Annotated in this window: 31 protein-coding genes; 27 read left to right on the top strand and 4 right to left on the bottom strand. The window is 64.5% G+C overall.

All coding sequences use genetic code 11. The features are described 5' to 3' along the window. Nucleotides 1-72 precede the first annotated feature (72 nt). The 4 genes from M52SOB_RS07150 to M52SOB_RS07135 are packed head-to-tail and all read left to right on the top strand — an operon-like array spanning nucleotide 73 to nucleotide 2,930. Nucleotides 73-1,026, top strand: coding sequence for an RluA family pseudouridine synthase (locus M52SOB_RS07150; protein ID WP_131111217.1), 954 nt, complete (start codon nucleotides 73-75; stop codon nucleotides 1,024-1,026). After that, the gene (locus tag M52SOB_RS07145; RefSeq protein WP_131111216.1) at nucleotides 1,005-1,661 is read left to right on the top strand and encodes an HAD-IA family hydrolase; all 657 of its coding nucleotides are present in this window, start codon (nucleotides 1,005-1,007) and stop codon (nucleotides 1,659-1,661) included. Before M52SOB_RS07150 ends, M52SOB_RS07145 begins: the two co-directional genes overlap by 22 nt. After that, nucleotides 1,640-2,002, top strand: a complete 363-nt coding sequence (locus M52SOB_RS07140; RefSeq protein WP_131111215.1) for a Rieske (2Fe-2S) protein — start codon at nucleotides 1,640-1,642, stop codon at nucleotides 2,000-2,002. The genes M52SOB_RS07145 and M52SOB_RS07140 overlap by 22 nt, the downstream gene beginning before the upstream one ends. Next, complete coding sequence (locus M52SOB_RS07135) at nucleotides 1,995-2,930, top strand: S49 family peptidase (RefSeq protein WP_431306321.1); 936 nt, start codon at nucleotides 1,995-1,997, stop codon at nucleotides 2,928-2,930. The genes M52SOB_RS07140 and M52SOB_RS07135 overlap by 8 nt, the downstream gene beginning before the upstream one ends. Here M52SOB_RS07135 and M52SOB_RS07130 read toward each other — a convergent pair. Further along, nucleotides 2,917-3,636 (bottom strand): SAM-dependent methyltransferase, encoded by a 720-nt coding sequence (locus M52SOB_RS07130; protein ID WP_131111213.1) that lies wholly within the window; start codon nucleotides 3,634-3,636, stop codon nucleotides 2,917-2,919. The genes M52SOB_RS07135 and M52SOB_RS07130 overlap by 14 nt on opposite strands. Continuing rightward, a complete protein-coding gene (locus tag M52SOB_RS07125; RefSeq protein ID WP_131111212.1) occupies nucleotides 3,633-4,217 on the bottom strand; it encodes a Maf family protein in 585 nt (194 codons plus the stop codon). The genes M52SOB_RS07130 and M52SOB_RS07125 overlap by 4 nt, the downstream gene beginning before the upstream one ends. Before the next feature lie 81 nt (nucleotides 4,218-4,298). Between M52SOB_RS07125 and M52SOB_RS07120 the strand changes: the two genes are divergently transcribed. The 8 genes from M52SOB_RS07120 (at nucleotide 4,299) to fabF (ending at nucleotide 10,395) form a co-directional block, all read left to right on the top strand. Then, complete coding sequence (locus M52SOB_RS07120) at nucleotides 4,299-4,829, top strand: YceD family protein (RefSeq protein WP_172601776.1); 531 nt, start codon at nucleotides 4,299-4,301, stop codon at nucleotides 4,827-4,829. Nucleotides 4,830-4,847: 18 nt separating this feature from the next. Further along, a complete protein-coding gene (gene rpmF / locus M52SOB_RS07115) occupies nucleotides 4,848-5,027 on the top strand; it encodes a 50S ribosomal protein L32 (RefSeq protein ID WP_131111210.1) in 180 nt (59 codons plus the stop codon). A 67-nt stretch (nucleotides 5,028-5,094) separates the two neighbouring features. Next, the gene (gene plsX / locus M52SOB_RS07110) at nucleotides 5,095-6,132 is read left to right on the top strand and encodes a phosphate acyltransferase PlsX (RefSeq protein WP_131111209.1); all 1,038 of its coding nucleotides are present in this window, start codon (nucleotides 5,095-5,097) and stop codon (nucleotides 6,130-6,132) included. Beyond that, nucleotides 6,129-7,097: a beta-ketoacyl-ACP synthase III gene (locus tag M52SOB_RS07105; protein WP_131111208.1), complete on the top strand. Its 969-nt coding sequence runs from the start codon at nucleotides 6,129-6,131 to the stop codon at nucleotides 7,095-7,097. Before plsX ends, M52SOB_RS07105 begins: the two co-directional genes overlap by 4 nt. 10 nt (nucleotides 7,098-7,107) lie before the next feature. Then, nucleotides 7,108-8,040: an ACP S-malonyltransferase gene (gene fabD, locus M52SOB_RS07100; RefSeq protein ID WP_131111207.1), complete on the top strand. Its 933-nt coding sequence runs from the start codon at nucleotides 7,108-7,110 to the stop codon at nucleotides 8,038-8,040. Nucleotides 8,041-8,045: 5 nt separating this feature from the next. Continuing rightward, nucleotides 8,046-8,798: a 3-oxoacyl-ACP reductase FabG gene (gene fabG / locus M52SOB_RS07095; RefSeq protein ID WP_131111206.1), complete on the top strand. Its 753-nt coding sequence runs from the start codon at nucleotides 8,046-8,048 to the stop codon at nucleotides 8,796-8,798. A 78-nt stretch (nucleotides 8,799-8,876) separates the two neighbouring features. Next, on the top strand, nucleotides 8,877-9,116 hold the full coding sequence (gene acpP / locus M52SOB_RS07090) for an acyl carrier protein (protein ID WP_126445509.1): 240 nt from the start codon (nucleotides 8,877-8,879) through the stop codon (nucleotides 9,114-9,116). Between the two features lie 46 nt (nucleotides 9,117-9,162). Then, nucleotides 9,163-10,395 carry a beta-ketoacyl-ACP synthase II gene (gene fabF, locus M52SOB_RS07085; RefSeq protein ID WP_131111205.1) on the top strand — a complete coding sequence of 411 codons (1,233 nt, stop codon included), beginning with the start codon at nucleotides 9,163-9,165 and terminating at the stop codon, nucleotides 10,393-10,395. A gap of 1 nt (nucleotide 10,396) precedes the next feature. Here fabF and M52SOB_RS07080 read toward each other — a convergent pair whose 3' ends face one another. Beyond that, nucleotides 10,397-10,660: a hypothetical protein gene (locus M52SOB_RS07080; RefSeq protein WP_131111204.1), complete on the bottom strand. Its 264-nt coding sequence runs from the start codon at nucleotides 10,658-10,660 to the stop codon at nucleotides 10,397-10,399. A 31-nt stretch (nucleotides 10,661-10,691) separates the two neighbouring features. Continuing rightward, complete coding sequence (gene nadB / locus M52SOB_RS07075) at nucleotides 10,692-12,278, bottom strand: L-aspartate oxidase (RefSeq protein WP_131111203.1); 1,587 nt, start codon at nucleotides 12,276-12,278, stop codon at nucleotides 10,692-10,694. Nucleotides 12,279-12,417: 139 nt separating this feature from the next. Between nadB and rpoE the strand changes: the two genes are divergently transcribed. From rpoE to nagZ, 15 genes are read left to right on the top strand one after another with little or no spacing between them, the layout of a single operon-like run. Then, nucleotides 12,418-13,017 (top strand): RNA polymerase sigma factor RpoE, encoded by a 600-nt coding sequence (gene rpoE, locus M52SOB_RS07070; protein WP_131111202.1) that lies wholly within the window; start codon nucleotides 12,418-12,420, stop codon nucleotides 13,015-13,017. A gap of 15 nt (nucleotides 13,018-13,032) precedes the next feature. Next, nucleotides 13,033-13,701, top strand: coding sequence for a sigma-E factor negative regulatory protein (locus tag M52SOB_RS07065; protein ID WP_172601775.1), 669 nt, complete (start codon nucleotides 13,033-13,035; stop codon nucleotides 13,699-13,701). Then, entirely contained in the window at nucleotides 13,698-14,693 is a 996-nt protein-coding gene (locus tag M52SOB_RS07060; RefSeq protein ID WP_131111200.1) for a MucB/RseB C-terminal domain-containing protein, read from the top strand. The genes M52SOB_RS07065 and M52SOB_RS07060 overlap by 4 nt, the downstream gene beginning before the upstream one ends. Continuing rightward, nucleotides 14,690-15,181, top strand: coding sequence for a SoxR reducing system RseC family protein (locus tag M52SOB_RS07055; RefSeq protein WP_131111199.1), 492 nt, complete (start codon nucleotides 14,690-14,692; stop codon nucleotides 15,179-15,181). The genes M52SOB_RS07060 and M52SOB_RS07055 overlap by 4 nt, the downstream gene beginning before the upstream one ends. Beyond that, a complete protein-coding gene (locus M52SOB_RS07050) occupies nucleotides 15,175-16,605 on the top strand; it encodes a DegQ family serine endoprotease (protein ID WP_431306320.1) in 1,431 nt (476 codons plus the stop codon). The genes M52SOB_RS07055 and M52SOB_RS07050 overlap by 7 nt, the downstream gene beginning before the upstream one ends. Further along, complete coding sequence (locus tag M52SOB_RS07045; RefSeq protein ID WP_172601774.1) at nucleotides 16,502-16,840, top strand: glutaredoxin family protein; 339 nt, start codon at nucleotides 16,502-16,504, stop codon at nucleotides 16,838-16,840. Before M52SOB_RS07050 ends, M52SOB_RS07045 begins: the two co-directional genes overlap by 104 nt. 45 nt (nucleotides 16,841-16,885) lie before the next feature. After that, nucleotides 16,886-18,679 carry a translation elongation factor 4 gene (gene lepA / locus M52SOB_RS07040; protein WP_131111198.1) on the top strand — a complete coding sequence of 598 codons (1,794 nt, stop codon included), beginning with the start codon at nucleotides 16,886-16,888 and terminating at the stop codon, nucleotides 18,677-18,679. 12 nt (nucleotides 18,680-18,691) lie between these two features. Beyond that, complete coding sequence (gene lepB / locus M52SOB_RS07035) at nucleotides 18,692-19,480, top strand: signal peptidase I (protein ID WP_131111197.1); 789 nt, start codon at nucleotides 18,692-18,694, stop codon at nucleotides 19,478-19,480. A 22-nt stretch (nucleotides 19,481-19,502) separates the two neighbouring features. Next, on the top strand, nucleotides 19,503-19,859 hold the full coding sequence (locus M52SOB_RS07030) for a DUF4845 domain-containing protein (RefSeq protein ID WP_284155022.1): 357 nt from the start codon (nucleotides 19,503-19,505) through the stop codon (nucleotides 19,857-19,859). A 2-nt stretch (nucleotides 19,860-19,861) separates the two neighbouring features. Next, nucleotides 19,862-20,530, top strand: a complete 669-nt coding sequence (gene rnc / locus M52SOB_RS07025; protein ID WP_131111196.1) for a ribonuclease III — start codon at nucleotides 19,862-19,864, stop codon at nucleotides 20,528-20,530. After that, nucleotides 20,527-21,420 (top strand): GTPase Era, encoded by an 894-nt coding sequence (gene era, locus M52SOB_RS07020; RefSeq protein ID WP_131111195.1) that lies wholly within the window; start codon nucleotides 20,527-20,529, stop codon nucleotides 21,418-21,420. The genes rnc and era overlap by 4 nt, the downstream gene beginning before the upstream one ends. Next, a complete protein-coding gene (gene recO, locus M52SOB_RS07015) occupies nucleotides 21,417-22,136 on the top strand; it encodes a DNA repair protein RecO (RefSeq protein WP_284155021.1) in 720 nt (239 codons plus the stop codon). Before era ends, recO begins: the two co-directional genes overlap by 4 nt. Before the next feature lie 11 nt (nucleotides 22,137-22,147). Continuing rightward, nucleotides 22,148-22,897 (top strand): pyridoxine 5'-phosphate synthase, encoded by a 750-nt coding sequence (locus tag M52SOB_RS07010; RefSeq protein ID WP_131111194.1) that lies wholly within the window; start codon nucleotides 22,148-22,150, stop codon nucleotides 22,895-22,897. Then, nucleotides 22,894-23,271 (top strand): holo-ACP synthase, encoded by a 378-nt coding sequence (gene acpS, locus M52SOB_RS07005; protein WP_131111193.1) that lies wholly within the window; start codon nucleotides 22,894-22,896, stop codon nucleotides 23,269-23,271. Before M52SOB_RS07010 ends, acpS begins: the two co-directional genes overlap by 4 nt. Beyond that, nucleotides 23,268-24,302, top strand: a complete 1,035-nt coding sequence (gene nagZ / locus M52SOB_RS07000; RefSeq protein ID WP_284155020.1) for a beta-N-acetylhexosaminidase — start codon at nucleotides 23,268-23,270, stop codon at nucleotides 24,300-24,302. Before acpS ends, nagZ begins: the two co-directional genes overlap by 4 nt. The last annotated feature ends 252 nt before the right edge of the window (nucleotides 24,303-24,554 follow it).

Raw genomic sequence — 24,554 nt, 5'->3', positions numbered from 1 at the left:
GAACCGCTTCGTGTCGCCGGGCACGTCATCCGCGGATGGCTAGGCCAACGCATTATATTGTGAAAGAACGAGTTGGGTAAAGAATCCGTCACATTTCTTCAAGTCGATGAGGAATCCGCCGGGCAGCGCATCGACAATTTCCTGCTCAAGACCTTCAAGGGCGTGCCCAAGAGCCACATCTACCGCATCCTCAGAAGCGGCGAGGTGCGGGTGAACAAGGGGCGGGTCGGCGCCGAACGACGTCTGGTGCCGGGCGACGTGATCCGCGTGCCACCGCTGCGCGTCCCGGAACCCCGAAGCGATCGGCTCACCCCTGCCCGGGAGTTCGCGGTCGTCTATGAGGACGAGGCGCTGCTCGTCGTCGACAAGCCGGCGGGGGTGGCCGTGCATGGCGGCAGCGGGGTCGATTTTGGCGTCATCGAGCAGCTGCGCCGCGCTAGGCCACAGGCGAAGTTTCTCGAACTCGCCCATCGTCTCGATCGTGAAACCTCGGGCCTGCTGGTGATCGGCAAGAAGCGCAGCGCGCTGACGAAACTGCATGACCTGTTCCGGGAAGGGGGGATCGAGAAGCGCTATCTGGCGCTGGTGAAAGGCCATTGGCGCGACAAACTGCGCAATGTCCGGCTACCGTTGCACAAATATCTGACCCCGGAAGGCGAGCGGCGCGTGCGCGTCGATGAGTCAGGCAAGCCGGCGCATTCGGTGGTGCGCCTGGTCGATCGGTTTCAGACCGCATGGGGGGAATTCAGTCTGCTCGAAGTCGAATTGAAGAGCGGGCGGACTCACCAGATCCGCGTCCATCTCGCGCATCTGGGCTTTCCGATCCTCGGCGACGAGAAATATGGCGATTTCGCGCTCAACAAGACCTTGCAAAAGGCGGGACTGAAACGCATGTTCCTGCATGCGGCCAGCTTGCGGCTGCCTCATCCGGTGAGCGGCGAGAGGCTGGTGCTGGCTTCGCCCTTGCCGGCGGAACTGGAAAACTTCATGAAACGGATTGGCGGATGCGGCAGCGCTTTGAATTGATCGTCTTTGATTGGGATGGCACGCTGATGGATTCGGCGGCGATGATCGTCGCCAGCGTGCAGGCAGCGGCGCGCGATCTGGGCCTGGCGGCGCCGTCGGAAGAACGCGCGCGGCACATCATCGGTCTGGGGCTGGGAGAGGCCTTGCGCCATGCCCTGCCCGATCTCCCCGAAGCGCACTATCCCGAGCTGGTGGCGCGCTACCGGCATCACTATCTGTCGCGCGACCACGAGCTGTCGCTGTTTCCGGGTGCCGCCGAGCTGGTCCAGGAGCTTGCCGAGCGGGGTTACCGGCTCGGCGTCGCGACCGGCAAATCGCGTCTTGGACTTAACCGTGCGCTCGCCCAGACCGGCCTCGACGGCTTTTTCCATGCCACGCGCTGTGCCGACGAATGCCATTCCAAACCTCACCCGCAGATGTTGCTGGAACTGATGGAGACCTTTGGCATCGCGCCGGAGCAGACGCTGATGATCGGCGATACGACACACGATCTGATGATGGCGCAGAATGCCGGCGCCGCCGCCGTCGCGGTCAGCTATGGCGCGCATTCCCATGAAGATCTCGCCGCCGTGCCATTTCATTACTGCGCCGATTCGGTGGATGACCTGAGGCGATGGCTGCGCGAAAACGCCTGATCTGTGCCAGCGAAGCGCTCTCCGACGGCGGGCAGGGCATACGTTTCGAAATCGGCGCTGGCGAGACGGCACAGCCGGCCTTCGTGGTGCGTTTTCGCGGCCGCGCGCAGGGCTATCTGAACCGCTGCGCACATGTCGGAATCGAGCTGGACTGGAAGCCCGGTGAGTTCTTCGATGCGAGCGGGCTATACTTGATTTGCGCCACGCATGGCGCATTGTTCGATCCCGCGAGTGGTCAGTGCCTTGCCGGGCCGTGCAACGGCCAGGGGCTCGTGGCGCTGCCGGTCTGCGAGGAAGCAGGCGGGGTCTATCTGATCGAGGATGGTGATCGAAGTGGCTGAAGACGGAAACTGGGAACGCAAGGTGCTCGAAAAAGTGGCGTTGGCTGCCGTTGAGGAGCAACGGCGCGCGCGGCGTTGGGGAGTTTTTTTCAAGCTCCTCGGTTTCGCCTATCTGGCCATCCTGCTCGCCGCAGTGATCGACTGGAGCGCCATCAGCCCAGAGAAGGCGGCGCGCCACACCGCGCTGATCGACCTGCAGGGCGTGATCCAGGCCAAGGGCGACGTCAATGCCGACGACGTCTTGAGCGCGCTGCAGGCGGCATTCGACGACCGTGGCGCGGTGGGCGTGGTGCTGCGCATCAACAGCCCCGGCGGCAGCCCGGTGCAGGCCGGCATCATCGCCGACGAGATTCGCCGTCTGCGCGCCAAACACCCCGACAAGCCGCTTTACGTCGTCGTCGAGGATGTCTGTGCCTCGGGCGGTTATTACGTCGCCGCGGCCGCCGACAAGATCTTCGTCGACAAGGCGAGCATCGTCGGCTCGATCGGCGTGTTGATGGACGGCTTCGGCTTCACCGGCACGATGGAGAAGCTCGGCATCGAGCGGCGGCTGATGACCGCCGGCGAAAACAAGGGCTTCCTCGATCCGTTCTCACCACAGAACGAACGTCACAAGGCCCATGCGCAGCAGATGCTCGACGAAATCCACCGGCAGTTCATCGACGAGGTGAAGAAGGGCCGCGGCGATCGGCTCAAGGAGACGCCGGAGATGTTTTCCGGGCTGATGTGGACGGGCGCCAAGAGCGTCGAGTTGGGGCTGGCCGACGGTTTCGGCACCGTCGAGTCGGTCGCCCGCGACGTGCTGAAGGCCGAGGATGTGCGCGACTACACGGTCAAGCCGAACTTCGCCGAGAAATTCGCGCGCCGTTTCGGCGCGGATGCCGCGGCGGCGTTCGGCGCTGCGCTGACCCGTTTCAGCGTTCGCTGAGCAGCAGAAATACCGTCGGCCGCTTGGCGTAAAAGTCGGCGCGGGCAGGACGGCACCGCCACTCGCTGATGCGGCGCGTCACGATGTGTTCGGTCGGCAGGGTCAGATCGCAGGCCAGGCACAGCATTGTCTCCGGCCGGCAGGTGGCGATCAGCGCTTCGAGCAGGGCCGCGTTGCGGTAGGGCGTTTCGATGAAGAGCTGTGTCTGGCGCTTTTGACGCGATTCCCGCTCCAGTTCGGCGATGCGTTGCGAACGCTCGGGCTCGCGTTGCGGCAGATAGCCGTGGAAGGCGAAGCGTTGGCCTTCGAGTCCCGAAGCCATCAGCGCCAGCAGCAGCGACGAGGGCCCGACGAGCGGCCGCACGGGGATGCCCCGTTCATGCGCGCGTCGGACGAGCAAAGCGCCGGGATCGGCCACGCCCGGGCAACCGGCCTCCGACAGCAGCCCGAGGTCGTTGCCGTGTGACAGCGGGGCGAGCAGCCGGTCGATGTCGGCCGGCGCGAGCGGCTCGGGTAGTTGTTCGATGGCGATCTCGCGCAGCGGGACGGGATGATCGAGCCATTTGAGCGCGGCGCGGGCGGTCTTGGCATTTTCGACGACGAAATGGCGCAGCCGGCAGGCGATTTCGTGCGTGCCGGCGGGTAGCACGGCCGGCCAGGGCGCCTCGCCCAGGCGGGTGGGCAGCAGATACAGCGTGCCGCTCAAGGCAGTTCGAGTCCCTCGGCACGCAGCATCTCGCAAAGTGCGATCAGCGGCAGCCCGATGAGCGCGGTCGGATCGTCGCTGCGCATCCATTCGAGCAGGCTGATGCCCAAGCCTTCCGAGCGCGCGCTGCCGGCGCAGTTGAGCGCGTCCTCCAGGTCGAGGTAGCGCTCGATTTCGGCATCCGAAAGCTCACGAAAGCGCACTTCGGTGGCAACCCCGCGCAAGTGGTGACGGCCAGTGGCGCTGTTGAGCAGGCACAGGCCGGTATGGAAAATCGCCGTCTTGCCGGAGAGCGCGCGCAACTGCCGGCGGGCGTTGTCGCGGCTGCCGGGCTTGCCGAAGCGCTGGTCGCCGCAGTAGGCGACCTGATCGGAGCCGATGATCAGCGCAGCCGGATAACGCGCGACGACCGCCTGGGCCTTGGCGAGCGAGAGCCGCTCCGCGGTCGCTGCCGGCGCCTCGCCGGCAAGCGGTGTTTCGTCGGTTGCGGGCGCGCAGGTTTCGAAGGGTAGATGCAGCCGGCCGAGCAGCTCGCGACGGTAGGGCGAGGTCGAGGCCAGCACGAGACGTGGCAGGCTCATGGTTGTCGGATGTTTTTTCAGGCTTTTTCTGCTTCGAGCTTTGACGCAAACGGGTCGGGCATGATAGCATCCGCCCCCTTTATGTCGTACCGGGAAGAATCCGATTTCGCCACGGCGGTCATCGACAGCCTGCGTTTTGCCGAGACGGGCGATCGTCTCGCCGGGCGGCTTGCCCTGGCGCAGTTGCCGCGGCTGGCTGACGTTATGACGAGCCAGGAGGGTTGGCTGGTCTGCGTGCTGGAGGGCTGCCGTCTCGACTGCGCGGGTGAGTCACGGCCGGGCTTGCGTCTGACCGTGACGGGCCGGGTGCAGTTGCAGTGTCAGCGCTGTCTGTCGGCAGTCGAGGTCGACTGCGCGATCGACAGCCGTCTGCTGCTCGTCCCGCCGGGCGCCGACTGGCCGGAAGAGGATCTGGAAAGCGACGCCTGGGATGCGATCGAGGCCAGTCCGGCGTTGTCGCTCTTGGCCCTGGTCGAAGAGGAAGTGCTGCTGGCGTTGCCGATCGTGCCGCGTCATGCGGATTGCGTGCCGCCCCTGGCTGCCGGGGCGGCAGCGGAAGAAGACAGTGCGCCGTCGCCGTTCGCGGTGCTGGCGGGTTTGAAGCAACATTGAGTCGAAAAAGGAGTCATCATGGCTGTTCAGCAGAACAAGAAGTCCCCGTCCAAGCGCGGCATGCATCGTTCGCACGATTTCCTGTCCGCGCCGCCGCTGGCCATCGAGCCGACCACCGGCGAGGTGCATCTGCGCCATCACATTTCGCCCTCCGGCGTTTATCGCGGCAAGAAGGTCATCAAGACGAAGGGCGAGTGATCCCCTTCCGGGAAAGGCGGCCGGACGTGGGAGCGTCCGGCCGTTTCATTCAGAGGCGCGCAGCTGAATGACGATCACATTGGCCGTCGATTGCATGGGGGGTGATCACGGACCTGCCGTGACCGTCCCGGCCGTGCTCGAATTCCTGCGCCACGACCCCGATTGCGCGGCGATCCTCGTCGGCCGCGAGGAGGCACTGCGCCCCTTGCTGGCAAGCGCGGATGACGCGCTCGCCGGCCGCTGGTCGATTCAGCATGCGAGCGAGGTCGTCGATATGCACGACCCGGTGGCCACCGCGCTGCGCGTGAAGAAGGATTCTTCGCTGCGTGTGATGGCCAACCTCGTCAAGGAAGGTCGTGCCGATGGCGCCGTCTCGGCCGGCAACACCGGCGCGCTGATGGCGGTGTCGCGCTTCGTGCTCAAGACCTTGCCCGGCATCGACCGGCCGGCGATCGCCACCGCGCTGCCGACGCTGCGTGGCCACAGCTATGTGCTCGATCTCGGCGCCAACGTCGATTGCGCGCCGGAACATCTGCTGCAGTTCGGCATCATGGGGGCGATGCTGGCCGCCGCGCTCGAACACAAGGAGCGGCCGACGGTGGGCCTGCTCAACATCGGCGAGGAGGACATCAAGGGCAACGAGACCGTCAAGCGCGCTGCCGAGCTGCTCAAGGACAGCGGGCTCAACTTCATCGGCAACGTCGAAGGCGACGGCATCTATATGGGCGCGGCCGATGTGATCGTCTGCGACGGCTTCGTCGGCAACGTCGCGCTGAAGACCTCGGAGGGACTCGCGCGCATGATCAGCACCTTTTTGCGCGAGGAGTTCGCGCGCAATCCGCTCACGCGGCTGGCCGGTCTGGCCGCGCTGCCGGTGATCAAGGCGTTCAAGACGCGGGTCGATCCGCGCCGTTACAATGGCGCGAGCCTGCTCGGTTTGAAGGGGGTGGTGGTCAAGAGTCACGGCTCGGCGGACAGCTTCGCCTTCCGCCATGCCCTCGAACAGGCGGCGGAGGCGGCGCGCCAGAAGCTGCCCGAAAAGATCGCGGCGCGCATGGCGTCGGTGCCCGTTGCGCCGCTACTTGATGAGAAAGAGGAGCGATGATCCATTCCCGTATCACCGGCACCGGTGGTTATCTGCCCGGCGCGCCCGTCGATAACACGGCGCTGATCCATGCTCACGGCCTCGATTCCTCGGATGCGTGGATCGTCGAACGCACCGGCATCCGCATGCGTCATCTGGCGCCCCCGGGCGTGGCCGCCAGCGATCTGGCGCTGGTCGCCTCGCAACGCGCGCTTCAAGCGGCGGGCCGCCAAGCGAACGACATCGATCTGATCATCGTTGCCACCTCCACTCCGGATTACGTCTTCCCGAGCACCGCGACCATCCTGCAGGACAAGCTGGGGATGACCAACGGCGCCGCGGCCTTCGACCTGCAGGCGGTGTGCGGCGGCTTCATCTATGCGCTCGCCGTGGCGGACAAGTTCATCCGTTCGGGTTCGCATCGGCGCGCGTTGGTCGTCGGAGCCGAAACCTTCTCGCGTATCCTCGACTGGAAGGATCGCGGCACCTGCGTGCTGTTCGGTGATGGCGCCGGCGCGGTCGTGCTCGAAGCGAGCGAGCGGCCCGGCATCCTCGCCACCGCATTGCATGCCGATGGCCGCTACGGCAAGATCCTGCAAGTCGCCGGCCATCTTTCCGGCGGCGAACCGTTCGGCGATCCTTTCCTGCGCATGGACGGGCAGGCGGTGTTCAAATTCGCCGTCAAGGTGCTCGCCGAAGTGGCCGAGGAGGTGATCGCCGCAGCCGGCAAGACGGCGGCGGACGTCGATTGGCTGATTCCGCACCAGGCGAACATCCGCATCATGCAGGCCACGGCGAAGAAGCTCCATCTGCCGCCGGAGCGGGTCGTCGTCACCGTCGATCGGCATGGCAACACCTCGGCCGCCTCGATCCCGCTGGCGCTCGACGAAGCGGTGCGCAGCGGCAAACTCGGCGCTGGCGAGACGGCACTGCTGGAGGGCGTCGGCGGCGGATTCACCTGGGGCGCCGTCCTGATGACTTTGTGAGAGACCAGCCATGAAATTTGCATTCGTGATGCCCGGTCAGGGCTCCCAGTCGCTCGGCATGATGGCCGCCTACGGCGACCATCTGGTGATCCGCGCCACCTTCGACGAGGCCTCTGCAGCGCTCGGCCGTGATCTGTGGCAACTGGTCACGGCAGGCCCGGCCGAGCAGCTTTCCCAGACCGTCAATACCCAGCCGCTGATGCTGACCGCCGACATCGCCGTCTGGCGCTTGTGGCTGGACAAGGGAGGGCCGCTGCCTGCCATGCTTGCCGGCCATAGCCTCGGCGAGTATGCAGCGCTGGTCGCCGCCGGTGTGCTCGATCTGGCGACTGCCGTGCCGCTCGTCGAGCTGCGTGCCAAGGCGATGCAGGAAGCCGTGCCGGCGGGCACGGGGGCGATGGCGGCGATCCTCGGTCTCGATGCCGACAAGGTGCAGGCCGCCTGTGCAGTGAGCGCTGAGGGCGAGGTCGTCGAGGCGGTCAATTTCAACTCCCCAGAGCAGACCGTGATCGCCGGCCACAAGGCCGCCGTCGAGCGTGCCGCCGAAGCCTGCAAGGCGGCCGGCGCCAAGCGCGCGGTGATGCTCCCCGTCTCGGCGCCGTTCCACTGTGCGCTGATGCAGCCGGCCGCCGATCGCCTGCGTGATGCGCTGGCGAACATCGAGTTGCGTGTGCCGACGATCCCGGTGATCAACAACGTCGATGTTGCGGCTGTGAACGATCCCGCCGCGATCCGTGACGCGCTGGTGCGTCAGGCGGCATCCCCGGTGCGCTGGGTCGAAACGATGCGCGCGATGCAGGCGGCCGGCATCAGCCATGTCTTCGAATGCGGACCCGGCAAGGTGCTCGCCGGCCTGACCAAGCGTTGTGCCGATGGTCTGGCCGGGGGGGCTCTGAACGATCTGGCCGCGCTGGAATCCACTCTCGCACTCGTGAAAGGATGATCATCATGCAAGATGAGGCTTTGAAAGGACAGGTTGCTTTCGTCACGGGCGCCGCGCGCGGCATCGGCGCGGCGATCGTGCAGGCGCTGGGCCGCCGCGGCGCGACCGTCGTCGGCGCCGACATCAGTGAAGCCGCCGCTCAAGAGATCCAGCAGGCGCTCGATGCCGCCGGCATTCCGGGCTGGGGTGCGGTGCTCAACGTCACCGATGGTGCCGCCTGCGAGACGGTGATCGGCGAGATCGAAAAGCGTTTCGGCGCCGTGACGATCCTGGTCAACAATGCCGGCATCACGCGCGACAACCTGGCGATGCGCATGAAGGAAGAGGAGTGGGACGCGGTGATCGACACCAACCTGAAGTCGGTGTTTCGCCTCTCCAAGCTGGTGTTGCGCGGCATGATGAAGGCGCGTCACGGACGCATCATCAACATCTCGTCGGTCGTCGCCGCCTCCGGCAACCCCGGGCAGATCAACTATGCGGCCTCCAAAGCCGGTGTCGCCGGTCTATCGCGCTCGCTGGCGCAGGAACTCGGCAGCCGCAACATCACGGTCAATTGTGTCGCGCCCGGCTTCATCGATACCGCGATGACGCGCGCGCTCTCCGAAGAACAGCGCAATGCGCTGATCCAGAAAATTCCGCTCGGCCGTCTCGGACAGGCCGAGGACATCGCCAATGCCGTCGCTTTCCTGGCCGGACCGGAGGCCGCCTACATCACCGGCGCCATGCTGCATGTCAATGGCGGCATGTACATGGTTTGATGCGAGGTAGGAAGAACACCTTTTTGCTAAACTACGCGGGTTCTCAACACCCGCCTTCACAGGGAAGGAGCAATCACAATGGACAACATCGAACAACGTGTCAAGAAAATCGTCGCCGAACAGCTCGGTGTGAACGAGGCCGATATCAAGAATGAGTCGTCCTTCGTCGATGATCTGGGCGCCGATTCGCTCGACACGGTCGAACTGGTGATGGCCCTCGAGGAGGAGTTCGAGTGCGAGATTCCCGACGAGGAAGCCGAAAAGATCACCACGGTCCAGCAGGCGATCGACTACGTCAAGAACCATCTGAAGCAGTAAGCCGCGGGTTTTTCCCGCACCACCCCGCAGCCACCAGGAGAAAGCCTTGTCGCGTCGCCGTGTCGTCGTGACCGGTCTGGGACTCGTCTCGCCGGTCGGCAATAACGTTGCCGAAACCTGGAACGCCATTCTTGCCGGAACCAGTGGCATTGGCCCGATCACCCGCTTCGATGCCTCCGCTCTCAAGGCGCGCATCGCTGGCGAGGTGAAGGGCTTCAATGTCACCGATTACCTGTCGCCGAAGGATGCGCGACGCATGGACGTCTTCATCCATTACGGCATGGCGGCGGGAATCCAGGCGTTTCGCGAGTCGGGGCTGGTGGTCACCGAGGAGAATGCCCACCGCATCGGTGTGAACATCGGTTCCGGCATCGGCGGCCTGCCGATGATCGAGGACACGCACAACGATTACCTCGCCAGCGGCCCGCGCAAGATCTCGCCGTTCTTCATCCCCGGCACGATCATCAACATGATCTCCGGCAATCTGTCGATCATGCTCGGCCTCAAAGGGCCGAACCTCGCCGTGGTAACGGCCTGCACGACCGGGCTGCATGCGATCGGCACCAGTCTGCGCATGATCCAGTACGGCGATGCCGATGCGATGGTCTGCGGTGGCGCGGAATCGACCATCACGCCGTTGGCGGTGGGCGGCTTCGCTGCCGCCCAGGCGCTCTCCACACGCAATGACGATCCGGCGACGGCGAGCCGCCCCTGGGACAAGGACCGCGACGGCTTCGTGCTCGGCGAAGGCGCCGGCGCGATGGTGCTCGAAGAATACGAGCATGCGAAAAAACGCGGCGCGCACATCTACTGCGAACTCGCCGGTTTCGGTATGAGCGGCGATGCCTATCACATGACGGCGCCGGATACCGACGGGCCGCGGCGCAGCATGCTGAATGCCTTGCAGGATGCCGGCGTCAATCCCGACCAGGTGCAGTACATCAACGCCCACGGCACTTCGACGCCGCTGGGCGACAAGAACGAGAGCGAGGCGATCAAGCTCGCCTTCGGCTCCCATGCCAAAAAGCTCGTCGTCAATTCCACCAAGTCGATGACCGGCCACCTGCTCGGCGGCGCAGGCGGGCTCGAGTCGGTGCTCACCGCGCTGGCCGTGCATCATCAGGTCTCGCCGCCGACGATCAACATCTTCAACCAGGATCCGGAGTGCGACCTCGATTACTGCGCCAACGCGGCGCGCGATCTTGCCATCGAGGTGGCGGTCAAGAACAACTTCGGTTTCGGCGGCACGAACGGAACGCTGGTCTTCCGGCGCGTTTGAATCACGGGCCGTGCAGCTGCCCGTGACCCTCGTCGTTGATCGTGCCCGCCCACTGGCGCGACTGCTGTGCCGGAGCGACATCGTGGCGGTCGCTTTGCGGGACGATGGCCGGCTGGGCATCGAGCGTCGGGATGGAGCGCGTGTCGAGGCCGACGTCGATGCCCAAACGACGATTTTCACTGCTCTCGTGGTCTTGCGCTTTCGCGTCGCAGGCAGGAGCGACACGCTCATCTTGCCGCGCAGCGCTCTCGGCAACGATGCCCACCGACGGCTGCGCGTCTGGCTGAAATGGCGCGCTAGCGTTTCGGCGTGAGGACGGTGTTGCGTGCCTTCGGCAGCAGGTTCGGATAATCGCGGCTGTAGTGCAGGCCGCGGCTTTCCTTGCGCCGGAGCGCGCAGGCGACGATCAGGTGCGCGGTGAACACCAGGTTCCTGAGCTCGATCAGGTCGTTGCTGACGCGGAAATTCGCATAGAACTCGTCGATTTCTCGCTCCAGCAGACGGATTCGGTGACGGGCGCGTTCCAGCCGCTTGGTGGTGCGCACGATGCCGACGTAATCCCACATGAAGCGGCGCAGCTCGTCCCAGTTGTGGGCGATCACCACTTCCTCATCGGCATCGGTGACGCGCGATTCGTCCCAGCGGGGCAGGCGCGGCACTTTCACGCGCTTTTGCGCGCGGATGTCGTGTGCGGCCGATTCGCCATAGACGAGGCATTCGAGCAGCGAGTTGCTCGCCAGACGATTCGCGCCATGCAGCCCGGTGCAGGAAGCTTCGCCCAGCGCATACAGCCCTGGGATGTCGGTGCGCGCGGCGAGATCGACGACGATGCCGCCGCAGGTGTAGTGCGCGGCGGGCACCACCGGGATCGGTTCCTTGGCGATGTCGATGCCCAGTTCGAGGCAGCGCGCATAAATGTTCGGAAAGTGCTCGCGCAGGAAGGTTTCGCCCTTGTGCGTCACGTCGAGGAACACGCAATCGAGGCCGCGCTTCTTCATTTCGTAGTCGATGGCACGGGCGACGATGTCACGCGGGGCCAATTCGAGACGGGGATCATGTTCGGTCATGAAGCGCGTGCCGTCGGGCAGACGCAGGATGCCGCCTTCGCCACGCATCGCCTCGGTGATCAGGAAGGATTTGGCGCGTGGGTGGTAGAGGCAGGTGGGGTGGAACTGGATGAACTCCATGTTCGCGACGCGGCAGCCGGCGCGCCAGGCCATCGCGATGCCATCCCCGGTCGAGGTGTCCGGGTTGCTGGTGAACAGATAGGCCTTGCCGGCGCCCCCGCTGGCGATCACGGTGTTCGGCGCAGCCAGCGTCACCACGTGCTCATTGTCGATGTCGAGGACATAGGCGCCCCAGCAGCGCTGGGTTTGGTAACCGAGCTTGCGGCCGGTGATCAGGTCGACCGCGATATGGCGTTCCAGCACGGTGATGTTCGGGTGGGCGCGGATCTTCGCGCTGAGGGTGTGCTGCACGGATGCGCCGGTGGCATCGGCGACATGGATCACGCGCCGCGTGCTGTGGCCGCCTTCCCGTGTCAGGTGATAGCCGGAAGCGTCGCGCGTGAACGGTACGCCCTGTTCGATCAGCCAGTCGATCGCGGCGCGACCATGCTCGACGACGAAGCGGGTGGCGACCGGATCGCACAGGCCGGCGCCGGCGACGAAGGTGTCCTGGATGTGAGATTCGATCGAATCCTCATCATCGAGCACCGCCGCGATGCCGCCTTGGGCGTAGTTCGTCGCAGTGTCGTCGATCAGCCGCTTGGTGACGATTGCGATGCGGTGCGTATCGGCAAGCCGCAGTGCGACCGACAGTCCGGCCAGTCCGCTGCCGATCACGAGGACGTCGAATTCGCGCAGATAACCCTGTTTGGCCATGGTGCCGGCGACTATATCACGCCGGCGAAGGAACTTTACCCGCTCAGCGATGGTCTCTGGAACAGCCGCTACAACGGGATGAAACGGTTCGAGGTGGTTATACTGATGCGTCCAATTTCTTCGACAGTGTTGCCATCGCATGGGAGAGCGCGAAGCCGATTCTCTGCTGGTCGAACGGGTACAAAGCGGCGACCGGGAAGCCTTCGGCCTTCTGGTGGCCAAATACCAGCGCAAGCTGCTGCGGCTCGTGATGCGGCTGGTGCGCGATCCGGCGGAGGCCGAGGATGTCGTCCAGGAGGCCTTCATCAAGGCCTATCGGGCGTTGCCGAACTTTCGTGGCGAGAGCGCGTTTTACACCTGGTTGTATCGCATTGGCGTGAATACCGCGAAGAACTGGCTGATGGCGCATGGCCGGCGCATGCCATCGATGAGCGAGATCGGCGACGAGGAAACCGAAGGCATCGAGGATTCGGTGCTGCTGCGCGACGAGACGACGCCGGAAGGCGTGCTGATGTCCCGGCAGATCGGCGATGCGGTGCATGCGGCGATGGAAGCTCTGCCCGAGGATTTGCGTGTGGCGATCGGCCTACGCGAAATCGAAGGATTGTCGTATGAGGAAATTGCCGAAGTGATGAATTGCCCGATCGGTACGGTGCGCTCGCGCATCTTTCGCGCCCGCGAGGCGATCGCCGCGCGTCTGCGCCCCCTGCTCGATACGGCGCCGGACCGACGCTGGTAGCTCATGGAGAAGCAGATGGATATCCAACGCGCAATGAAAATTTCCGCCCTCGTCGATGGCGAGGTCGAGGAGCACGAAGTGCGGGAGGCGATCCAGTCGAGTCTGGACGATCCGCACAGGTGGCGTGATTATTTGCTCATCGGCGAGAGTTTGCGCGGCGAGTCGGCTCCTCTGGCGAATATCACCGAAGCCGTGATGGCGCGTCTTGCCGACGAACCCATCGTGCTGGCGCCGCGCAAGCTGCGCGAGCGTCGTCCGCGACCTCATCCGCTTTGGGCCTTGGCGGCATCGGTGGCCGGCGTGGCCGTGGTCGGCTGGGTTGCCATGACCGGTGACTCACTACCGACGGGATCCACCGCGAAGCTCGTCGCCGCACCTCAAGCGGCCGTTACGGTTGCGAGTGCGGAAGGTGGTGCCGTCCCGCCAGCGCCGACTTTCCGAAGTGAGTCGGCGCCCGGCGGGACGATCCTCAATCCGCCAGCGCCGACTTTCCGAAGTGAGTCGGCGCCGCCCAGCGGGGCCTCCATGATTCCGCCAACGGCGACGTTGGTGAATGCCGTGCCTGCCGCTGCCGCGGAGATGCAGGAATACCTGCTGGCGCATCAGGCCCAGGCGGCGACGGTCCGTTTGGCCGAACCGGCCCGGCAGATTCGCACCGTGGCCCTGACCGCGACGCATCCATGAGGCGCCTTACCCTCTTGTGTTGTCTCTGGGCGGCGGCTGGCGGCCTGAGCCCCCTGGCCTGGGGACAGACGATTGCGATCCAGAACGAAGGCTTGCAGTGGTTGCAGCGCATCTCTGTGGCAGCCGAGACGCTGAGTTATACAGGCACTTTCGTCTATCGCAGCGGCAATCGCAGTGAGACTTCGCGCATCGCCCATTTGGCCAGCCAGGGCCGGCAGAGCGAAAGGCTCGAGGTGCTCGACGGCAGCCCGCGCGAAGTGATCCGTCAGGATGACGAGGTGAGCTGCTATCTGCCGGAAAACCGGCTGGTCATCATCGAGCAGCGCAGTGTGCGCCGCAATTTTCCGGCCTTGCTGGCCAGCGGTCTGGGTGATCTGCACGACCATTATCTGATTCGCAGCGGCGGCAGCGAGCGTGTGGCCGGGTTCGAGTGTCGGACGATCCGTCTCGAGCCACGCGACACTTGGCGTTATGGCCATCGCCTGTGGGTGGATTCGGCGTCCGGCCTGCTGCTGCGGGCTGACATCGTCGATGCGCAGGGCAACGTACTCGAGTCGATGGCTTTCACCGATCTACGCATCGGCGAACCGATCCCGCCGGAAATGCTCGTACCGAAATACAAGGCTGCTGCGAAAGAAAACTGGCGCATCCGTCAGGCTCGCCTGAGCGACTTGCGCGATGACGTTCCCTGGGTCTTCCGCAATGAACTGCCGGGCTTTCGCAAGCTGACTGCCTTGCGGCGGGCGTTCGGCAACGAAAGCAAAGAGACGGCGATGCTCCATTGGGTGTTTTCTGACGGTCTCGCCGCTTTCTCGGTATTCATTTCACCCCTGTCTTCGCCACAGGATCGTGGTGAAGAAAGCTTCCGCACCATGGGGGCGATGAGCGTCGCGAAACGCGTCCTCGATGGGCATCAAATCGTCGTGATGGGCGACCTCCCGCCAGCGGCGATCCGGCATTTCGCGGTGGGAATCGGGGTGCGCGGCCAATGAATCGGACCGATGGGATCGTCGTGCGGCTCGAAGGCCGCGATGCCTGGGTAGAGACGAGCGGCCCCGGCAAGGCCTGTGGCGGCTGTGCGCAGGCCGGCAGCTGCTCGAGCGGTACGCAGGGCAATGTTCTCGATGCGGTGGGCGGCCAGGGCGGAAAACCGCTCTTGATCCGCCTGCCCAACACGATTGGTGCCCGGCCAGGCGATGCGGTCGTCATCCGTGCTGCCGACGGGATGGTGCTGCGCGCCGTTTGGCTGGCCTATGGGATTCCGCTGCTGCTGGCCCTGGGCGGCGCCTTGCTGGCCACCGCGCTCACCGGCAGCGAGCCGGTGGCGCTCTTGGGTATGTTGCTCGGCCTCGGGGGGGGCGTCGTGTGGCTGCGCTGGCAGGGGCTTGAAGCGCGCCGCCGGGAACCAATTTTGTCGTTGGAATTCAAAATGCCTCCAGGGGTTTCGACCATTTCTTTCAAGGATCGTGAATCATGCTGAAACAGTGGATGAAACATTGGCTTCTGGCGCTTTGCCTCGGTCTTTTCCTGGCGCAAGCTCAAGCGCAGTTGCCCGATTTCGCCGATCTGGCGGAAAAGCAGGGAGTTGCCGTCGTCAACATCAGCGCGACCCAGGTCGTGCGTGGCCAACGCTTCGGCGGGTTGCCCTTCGATGAGGACGATCCGGCGTTCGAGATGTTCCGGCGCTTCGCTCCGCACATGTTCCCCCGCATTCCTGGCGTGCCGCGCGAATTCGAATTCGAGAACCGCTCCCTCGGTTCCGGCTTCATCATCAGCGCCGACGGCTACATCTTGACCAATGCCCACGTCGTCGAGGGCGCCGACGAGGTGATCGTCAAACTGACCGACAAACGCGAATTCAAGGCCAAGGTGATCGGCGCCGACAAGCGCACCGATGTCGCTCTGATCAAGATCGATGCGCGTAATCTGCCGGTGGTGACGCTCGGTGACCCGGCGAAATTGCGCGTCGGTGAATGGGTCGTGGCCATCGGATCGCCGTTCGGTTTCGAGAACAGTGTCACGGCGGGGATCGTCAGCGCCAAGGGGCGTTCGCTGCCCCAGGAAAATTATGTTCCCTTCATTCAGACCGATGTGGCGATCAACCCCGGCAATTCCGGCGGCCCGCTGTTCAACATGAAGGGTGAGGTGGTCGGCATCAACTCGCAGATTTATAGCCGATCGGGAGGCTACCAGGGCATCTCGTTCGCGATCCCGATCGACGTGGCGATGGAGGTTCAGGCCCAGCTGCGCGCTTCCGGCAAGGTGCATCGCGGCCGCATCGGTGTCGCGATCCAGGAGGTGACCAAGGAGCTTGCGGATTCCTTCGGGCTTGCGAAGCCCCAGGGTGCCCTGGTCGCTTCGGTCGAGAAGGGCAGCCCCGCCGACAAGGCAGGCATCGAGGCCGGCGACGTGATCCTGCGTTTCAACGACAAGCCGGTGACGCAATCCTCCGACCTGCCGCGGATCGTCGGCAATACCAAGCCGGGCACGCGTGCCAACGTGCTGGTCTGGCGCGGTGGCGCCACCAAGGAGCTGACCTTGACCGTCGGGGAAATGCCGGATGAACCGATCGGACGCACCGCGCGCCGCGGCAAGCCGGCGGAAGCCATGCCGGCGAACCGGCTCGGTCTGGTGCTCGCCGAACCGACCGCGGAACAGAAACGCCAGCTGGGCATTCGTCATGGCCTGATCGTCGAGGATGTGAAGAACGGCTCGCGCAACGATCTGCGTCCCGGCGACGTGATCCTGGCGCTGATCCAGAAGGGCGTGCAGACCGAGATCCGTTCGGTCGAACAATTCAATGGCCTGCTGGCGAAGCTCGACAAGGAGGCCGTCGTCACGCTGCTCGTCAAGCGCGGCGACAGCCAGACCTTCGTCACCATCAAGGGGGCTCAGGATAAGTAAGCCGATCCTGACGCTCTACGGCAGGCCCGGCTGCCATCTCTGCGATGACATGCTCGCCGTGCTGGAAGACCTGCGCGGCGAGTTCGGCTTCGAGATCGAGGTGTGCGACGTCGATACCGATCCAGGGTGGCGCGAGCGTTTTGGATCGCGCATCCCCGTCTTGATGCTGGGCGAGACGGAAATCTGTCACTTCTTCCTCGACCCGGCGGCGTTGCGGGCGAAGCTTTCGCGATAAAATTGCCGCCCGGTTTTTTCAAAGGCGCCGTGCGGCGCTTTTTTCATGGATCACATCCGCAATTTTTCGATCATCGCCCACATCGACCACGGCAAGTCGACGCTCGCCGACCGCATCATCCAGCGTTGTGGCGGTCTGTCGGAACGTGAAATGTCGGAACAGGTGCTCGATTCGATGGACATCGAGCGCGAGCGCGGCATCACCATCAAGGCACAGACGGCAGCGTTGTGGTATCAGGCCAAGGATGGCCGGCGCTACAACCTCAACCTGATCGATACCCCGGGGCATGTCGACTTTTCCTATGAGGTCTCGCGCAGCCTCTCGGCCTGCGAAGGTGCGTTGCTGGTCGTCGATGCCTCGCAGGGCGTCGAGGCGCAGACCGTGGCGAACTGCTACACGGCGATCGAGCTCGGCGTCGAGGTCGTGCCGGTGCTCAACAAGATGGATCTGCCGCAGGCCGATCCGGACAATGCCCGCGCCGAGATCGAAGAGGTGATCGGTATCGACGCCACCGACGCGATTCCCTGTTCGGCGAAGACCGGCATGGGCATCGACGACATCCTCGAAGCGGTGATCAGCCGCGTGCCGCCGCCCAAGGGCGATCCGGCAGCGCCTCTGAAGGCCTTGATCATCGATTCCTGGTTCGACAACTACGTCGGCGTGGTGATGCTGGTGCGCGTCGTCGATGGTTGTCTCAAAGCCAAGGACAAGATCCGGCTGATGTCGACGGGGGCGGTGCATCTGTGCGAACAGGTCGGGGTGTTTACGCCCAAGTCGCAGACGCGCGAACAATTGTCGGCGGGCGAGGTCGGCTTCGTCATTTCCGGTATCAAGGAATTGAAGGCCGCCAAGGTGGGGGATACGGTGACGCTCGCCGACCGTCCGGCAGCCGAGCCCTTGCCCGGCTTCAAGGAGGTGAAGCCGCAGGTCTTCGCCGGCCTCTATCCGGTCGAGGCGAACCAGTACGATTCCTTGCGCGAGGCGCTGGAAAAGCTGCAGCTCAACGACGCCTCGCTGCAGTTCGAGCCGGAAGTCTCGCAGGCGCTCGGCTTCGGCTTTCGCTGTGGCTTCCTGGGTCTCTTGCACATGGAGATCGTCCAGGAGCGTCTGGAGCGCGAGTTCGATCAGGACCTCATCACCACGGCGCCGACCGTCGTCTATCAGGTCAAGCTGCGCGACGGTGCCGAGATTTTCGTCGAAAATCCGTCCAAGCTCCCGGAAGTGCAGAAGATCGAGGAAATCCGCGAGCCGATCATCACCACGCAGATCTTCGTGCCGCAGGACTATCTCGGCGCGGTGATCACGCTCTGCGAAGCGAAGCGCGGCACCCAGGTCGACATGCGCTTTCACGGCCGCCAGGTGCATGTCACCTACGAGATGCCATTGGCCGAAGTCGTGTTCGATTTCTTCGACAAGCTCAAATCGGTCTCGCGCGGCTATGCCTCGCTCGACTACGAATTCAAGGAATACCGGGCCGCCGACGTCGTCAAGCTCGACATCCTGATCAACGGCGATCGCGTCGATGCGCTCTCGGTGATCGTCCATCGCGCCAATGCGCAATATCGTGGCCGCGAGCTCGCTGCCAAGATGCGTGGCCTGATTCCGCGCCAGATGTACGACGTGGCGATCCAGGCGGCGATCGGCTCGACGATCGTCGCGCGTGAAAACGTCAAGGCGCTGAGAAAGGACGTGCTGGCGAAATGCTACGGCGGCGACATCACGCGCAAGAAGAAACTGCTGGAAAAGCAGAAGGCCGGCAAGAAACGCATGAAACAGGTGGGCAGCGTGGAGATTCCCCAGGAAGCCTTCCTGGCCGTGCTGCGCGTCGATGAAAAATAGGAAAAAATCATAATGAACTTCGCCCTGATTCTTTTCATTCTGCTGGTGATCAGCGGTGTGCTTTGGGCGGCCGACCGTTTTCATTTCCGCAAGCGGCGCGCGTCGGACGCCAAGGAACCGCTGTGGGTGGAATATGGCGCCAGCTTCTTTCCGGTCATCCTGGCGGTATTCCTGCTGCGCTCCTTTCTCGTCGAACCGTTCAAGATTCCTTCCGGTTCGATGATTCCGACCTTGCTGGTCGGCGACTTCATCGCCGTCAAAAAGTATGCTTACGGCATTCGACTGCCGGTGGTCAACAAAAAGATCATCGACATCGGTCAGCCTGCACGCGGCGATGTCGTGGTGTTCCGCTATCCGCCGGATCCGTCGCTCGACTACATCAAGCGCGTGGTGGGGCTGCCGGGCGACAAGGTGGCCTACCTCAACAAACGCTTGACCATCAACGGCCAGCCGGTCGAGGTGCGCCGCGCCGGAGATTATTTCGATGCCGAGCGCCTGTTCTACACACCGCTGTATGAGGAACGGCTCGGCGATCGCGAGCACATGATCCTGATCGAGGACGATGCGCCGGCCTTCGTGCCGCATGTCATGCAGTTTCCTCACCGTGACAAATGCCTTTACAATACCGAGGGTTTCGTCTGCGAGGTGCCGCCCGGCCATTATTTCGTCATGGGCGACAACCGCGACAACTCTCAGGACAGTCGGGTATGGGGTTTCGTGCCCGACGAGAACCTGGTCGGCAAGGCTTTTTTCATTTGGTTCAATTTCGGCGATCTGAAGCGTATCGGCGGTTTCCGCTGATCTTGCCTGGTGAGGAGGGATAATGAACTGCAAGCAACGTGGTATGTCACTTTCCGGCCTGCTGTTGGCTGCGTTCGTCGTTGCGCTCCTCGCCCTGCTGGGTATGAAGGTCATCCCGGAATACATCGAATATCGGCAGGTGGTCGCTTCGATCAAGAAGGTGACCCAGGCGGCCGGCCCCGAGACGAGCGTGCGGCAGATCCGTGATGCCTTCGATCGGCAAGCCAATGTGGACTACATCTCGGCGATCACCGGCGCCGATCTCGACATCACCAAGGAAGCAGGTCAGATCGTCGTCTCGTTCTCCTACGAGAAGCGCATCCCACTGTTCGCGAACGTCAGCCTGCTGCTCGATTTCTCCGGTTCTTCCAAGGAGTAGGCTTGAGCGCGCGGCTCGAACAGGCGCTTGGCCACCGCTTCGACAAACCCGAACTGCTGCGCCAGGCGCTGACGCACCGCAGCCATTCCTCTCCTCATAACGAACGCTTCGAATTCCTTGGCGACAGCGTGCTCAATTGCGCGGTCGCGCTGTTGCTGTTCCGTAAGTTTCCCACGCTCAAAGAGGGCGAGCTTTCCCGCTTGCGCGCGAGCCTCGTGCGCCAGGAAACCCTGGCGCAAATCGCCACCGGCCTGGGGTTGGGCGATGCGTTGCGCTTGGGTGAGGGCGAGCTGAAAAGCGGTGGCTTTCGGCGCCCGTCGATCCTGGCCGACGCGCTCGAGGCGATCTTCGGCGCGATCTGCCTCGACGCTGGCTTCGATGCGGCACTGACGACGATCGAGCGCCTCTACCGTGAACGCATCGAGCGGATCGATCCACACAGCGCCGGCAAGGACGCCAAGACGGCTTTACAGGAATGGCTGCAGGGACGGCGTCTGCCGCTACCGCACTACCAATTGCTCGAAACGCACGGCAATGCCCATGCCCAGGAGTTCGTGGTCGCCTGCAACATTCCCGCCCTCGATGTCTGTGTCACCGGCCGCGGTTCCAGCCGGCGTGCCGCCGAGCAGGAAGCGGCGCAGGCGGCGCTGGCCAGGCTGAGCGGCGCATGAGTGAAGCGGTGCCCTTCCGCGCCGGTTATCTGGCGATCGTCGGCTGTCCGAACGTCGGCAAATCGACGTTGATGAACCGCCTGGTGGGTGCGAAGCTGAGCATCACTTCGAGCAAGGCGCAGACCACGCGCCATCGCATCCATGGCATTCTGACCACCGACACGTGCCAGTATGTCTTCGTCGATACGCCGGGATTCCAGACCGAACATCGCACAGCATTGAATCGCGCGATGAACCGCACCGTCACTGCGGCGCTAGCCGATGTCGATGTGATCCTGTTCGTCATCGACGCGCGACGCTGGCGCGACGCCGACCGTGCGGTGCTGGCGCGCTTGCCGGCCGACAAGCCGGTGGTGCTGGTCATCAACAAGATCGACCGCCTCGCCGACAAGAAAGCGCTGCTGCCCTTGATCGCGATGCTGGCGAAGGAATATGCCTTCGCCGAGATCGTGCCGGTGAGCGCCGAAAAAGGTATCCATCTCGACGAGCTGCTGCGCGCCGTGGGCAGGCATCTGCCTGCCGGGCCTGCGATCTTCGCGCCGGACGAGCTCACCGACCGCTCGGAGCGTTTTCTCGCCGCCGAGCTGTTGCGCGAGAAACTGTTTCGCAACCTCGGCGACGAACTCCCCTATGGCCTCACCGTCGAGATCGAGAAGTACGAGGAAGAGGGTGGCCTGCGCCGCATCCATGCCGCGGTGATCGTCGACAAGGAAGCGCACAAGGCGATCGTCATCGGCAAGGGCGGGGAGCGCTTGAAGCGCATCGCCAGTGCGGCGCGCCACGATATGGAAAAACTCTTCGGCGGCAAGGTCTGGCTGGAAACCTGGGTGAAGGTGAAGAGCGGCTGGGCCGACGACGAGCGCGCCCTGAAGAGTCTCGGCTATGAATGATGACCGGCAAGCAGCGCATTGACGGTGCGGCCGCCTTTCTGCTGCACAGTGTCCCATTCAGCGAAACCAGCCTGATTCTCGAGGTCTTCGCGCGCGAACATGGCCGTCTCGCATTGCTCGCGCGCGGGGCGCGGCGGCCGCGCTCCAGCTTGCGCGGCGTGCTACATGCCTTCCAGCCGCTCGAACTCTCCTGGTTCGGCGGCGGCGAAGTGAAGACGCTGGCCAAGGCAGAATGGCTGGGTGGCTTGCCGCTACTCGTCGGCTCTGGGCTCCTGGTCGGCTATTACCTGAACGAGTTGCTGATCAAACTACTGCCGCGCGAGGATCCCCATCCAGCCTTGTTCGATGCCTATGGCAGCGCGCTGGCGGTGCTCTCGCGCGGCGCGACCGAGGCCGCCGAGCTGCGCCGCTTCGAGAAGATCCTGTTGCGTGAGCTCGGTTATGGCCTGCGGCTGGATCGCGATGCGCATGGTCGGCCGATCGAGCCGCAGCGCAGTTACCGTTATCAGGTCGAGCGCGGAGCGCTGCCTGCCGAGGAAGGCGAGGCGGGGCAGCGGGTCACCGGCAAGACGCTGCTCGACCTGGCGGGGGATAATTACGCCGATCCCCGCACGCAGGCGGAAGCCAAGCAGCTGATGCGCGCATTGCTGGCGCATTATCTGGAGGGGCAGCCGTTACAGACGCGGCGGGTGTTCATCGATCTGCAGGAATTTTGAGTGGAGAAGACATGATTCGTCTGGGAGTCAACATCGACCATGTGGCGACGCTGCGTCAGGCGCGCCGCACTTATGAGCCCGACCCCGTCGCTGCGGCGCTGGAGGCGCAGTTGGGCGGCGCCGATTGCATCACCGTGCATTTGCGGGAAGACCGCCGGCATATCGTCGACCGCGATGTCGAACTGTTGCGCCAGACCGTGACGGTGAAGCTGAACCTCGAAATGGCGGCCACCGACGAAATGGTCGATATCGCTTGCCGCCTCAAGCCCGAAATGGCGACGCTGGTGCCGGAAGGGCGGCACGAGATCACCACCGAGGGTGGGCTGGACGTGGCCGGGCAGGAGGCGCGGCTCAAGGAGGTCGTCGCGCGTCTCAAGGATGCTGGCGTCTATGTGAGCCTGTTCATCGACGCCGACCTGCGCCAGGTCGAGGCCACCCGGCGCGTCGGCGCACAGGCCGGCGAGATCCACACCGGTCCTTACGCGCATGCTTTCCACGCTCATGGGCGCGACATCGCCAGCCCCAACGCGCAAGCCGAACTGGCGAAAGTCGGCGCTGGCGGCGCGGCACTCGTCGATCTCGGCTTGCGTTTCAATGCAGGGCATGCGCTCACCTATGCCAACGTGCAGCCGATCGCGGCGCTGCCGGGCTTGAGCGAACTGCACATCGGCCACAGCATCGTCAGCCGCGCCGTCTTCGTCGGCCTGCGTGAGGCGGTGCGGGAAATGAAGGCCCTGATGCGCGAGGCCGCCGCGCGGTGATCCACGGCATCGGCACCGATCTGGTCGCCATCGCGCGCATGGAGGCGCTCTGGCAGCGCCATGGCGAGCGCGCGCTGGAGAAGCTGCTCGCCCCCGCAGAGCGTGCCGAATGCCGCGTAAGCCTTAATCCGGGCCGCTTCCTCGCCAAGCGCTTCGCCGCCAAGGAGGCGCTCGGCAAGGCGCTCGGCACCGGCATCCGGGCGCCGGTGCTGCTCACCGCCATCGCCGTGACGCACGATGCGCTCGGCAAACCCGGTTTTGCCTTCGGCACGGAGCTGGCCGCGTGGCTCGACATGCGCGGCCTCGTCTGTCATCTGTCTTTGTCCGACGAGGCCGGTCAGGCCTTGGCCTTCGTCGTCGTGGAGCGGGTATGAATGCCGGCCCATTGATGATCGATATTGCCGGCACGGCATTGACCGACGTGGAGCGCGAGCACCTGCGGCATCCGCTCGTCGGCGGCGTGATCCTGTTTTCCCGCAACTATCGCGATCCCGAGCAGCTTACCGCGCTATGCGCCGAGATCCACGCCCTGCGCACACCGCGGCTGCTGATCGCCATCGACCACGAAGGCGGGCGGGTGCAGCGGTGTCGTGAGGGCTTCACGGCGATTCCGGCGATGCGCCGTTTGGGCGAATGGTGGGACCGGAGCCCCCATGCGGCTGCCGAGACTGCGCACATGCTGGGTTTCGTTTTGGCTGCCGAGTTGCGCGCCTGCGGCGTCGATTTGTCCTTCACGCCGGTGCTCGACCTCGACTATGGCGTGAGCAGCGTGATCGGCGATCGGGCCTTTCACCGCGATCCGCGGGCGGTGGTCGAGCTGGCCGGCGCACTGATCGAAGGTCTGCATCAGGCGGGCATGGCCGGCTGCGGCAAGCACTTTCCCGGTCACGGCGCCGTGGCCGCCGATTCCCATGTCGCCATCCCCGTCGATGCGCGCCGTCTGGACGAGATGGCCGATGACCTGATGCCCTATCGGGAACTGAAGCTGGACGCCGTGATGCCGGCGCATGTGGTCTATCCGCAGGTCGATGGCCGGCCGGCGGGCTTCTCGCCCGTCTGGATCGGCATGCTGCGCAATACCTTCCACCACCGCGGCGTGATCTTCAGCGACGATCTGTCGATGGCCGGGGCGAGTGTCGCCGGCGACATCGTCGCCCGTGTCGAGGCCGCCTGGACGGCCGGCTGCGACATGCTGCTCGTCTGCAACGCCCCCGAGGCCGCCGCCGAAGTCTTGGCACGCTGGCAACCTGCGCCCGATCCGCAGCGCGCCGCACGCGTGGCGGCACTGCTGCCGACACGGCCGGCACTCGATCGGGCCGCGCTGGCACAGGAGCTCACCTGGCAGGCCGGCCGGCAGATCGTGCGCCGTCTCGCCGGCGATTTGCCCGCCCCCGGCAAGGCTTGATTAGCGTGAAATAAAAAGCAAAAAGTGCGCCGCCCTTCGTTTCCTTGATGGCAGCCTACCTTCGCGGCGCAAGCCGCGCTGATAGTCTCCCCTCCCGCGAGGGGCGGAGGCGGGGTTTCGCGAAGCACTGCTTCGCGCCGCCGGAGCCGGCCGGCTGTGCAAAGCCGGCCGTGGGACAGGCTGGGGGAGGGCGGGTGTTTATTTTTGCGCATGGGGTTTTCATCCTCCGCGGGTGACGATTGCCGGCATGCG

This window comes from Sulfuricystis thermophila (assembly GCF_004323595.1).
GTDB lineage: Bacteria > Pseudomonadota > Gammaproteobacteria > Burkholderiales > Rhodocyclaceae > Sulfuricystis > Sulfuricystis thermophila.
This window is presented reverse-complemented; position numbering and strand designations above follow the sequence as displayed.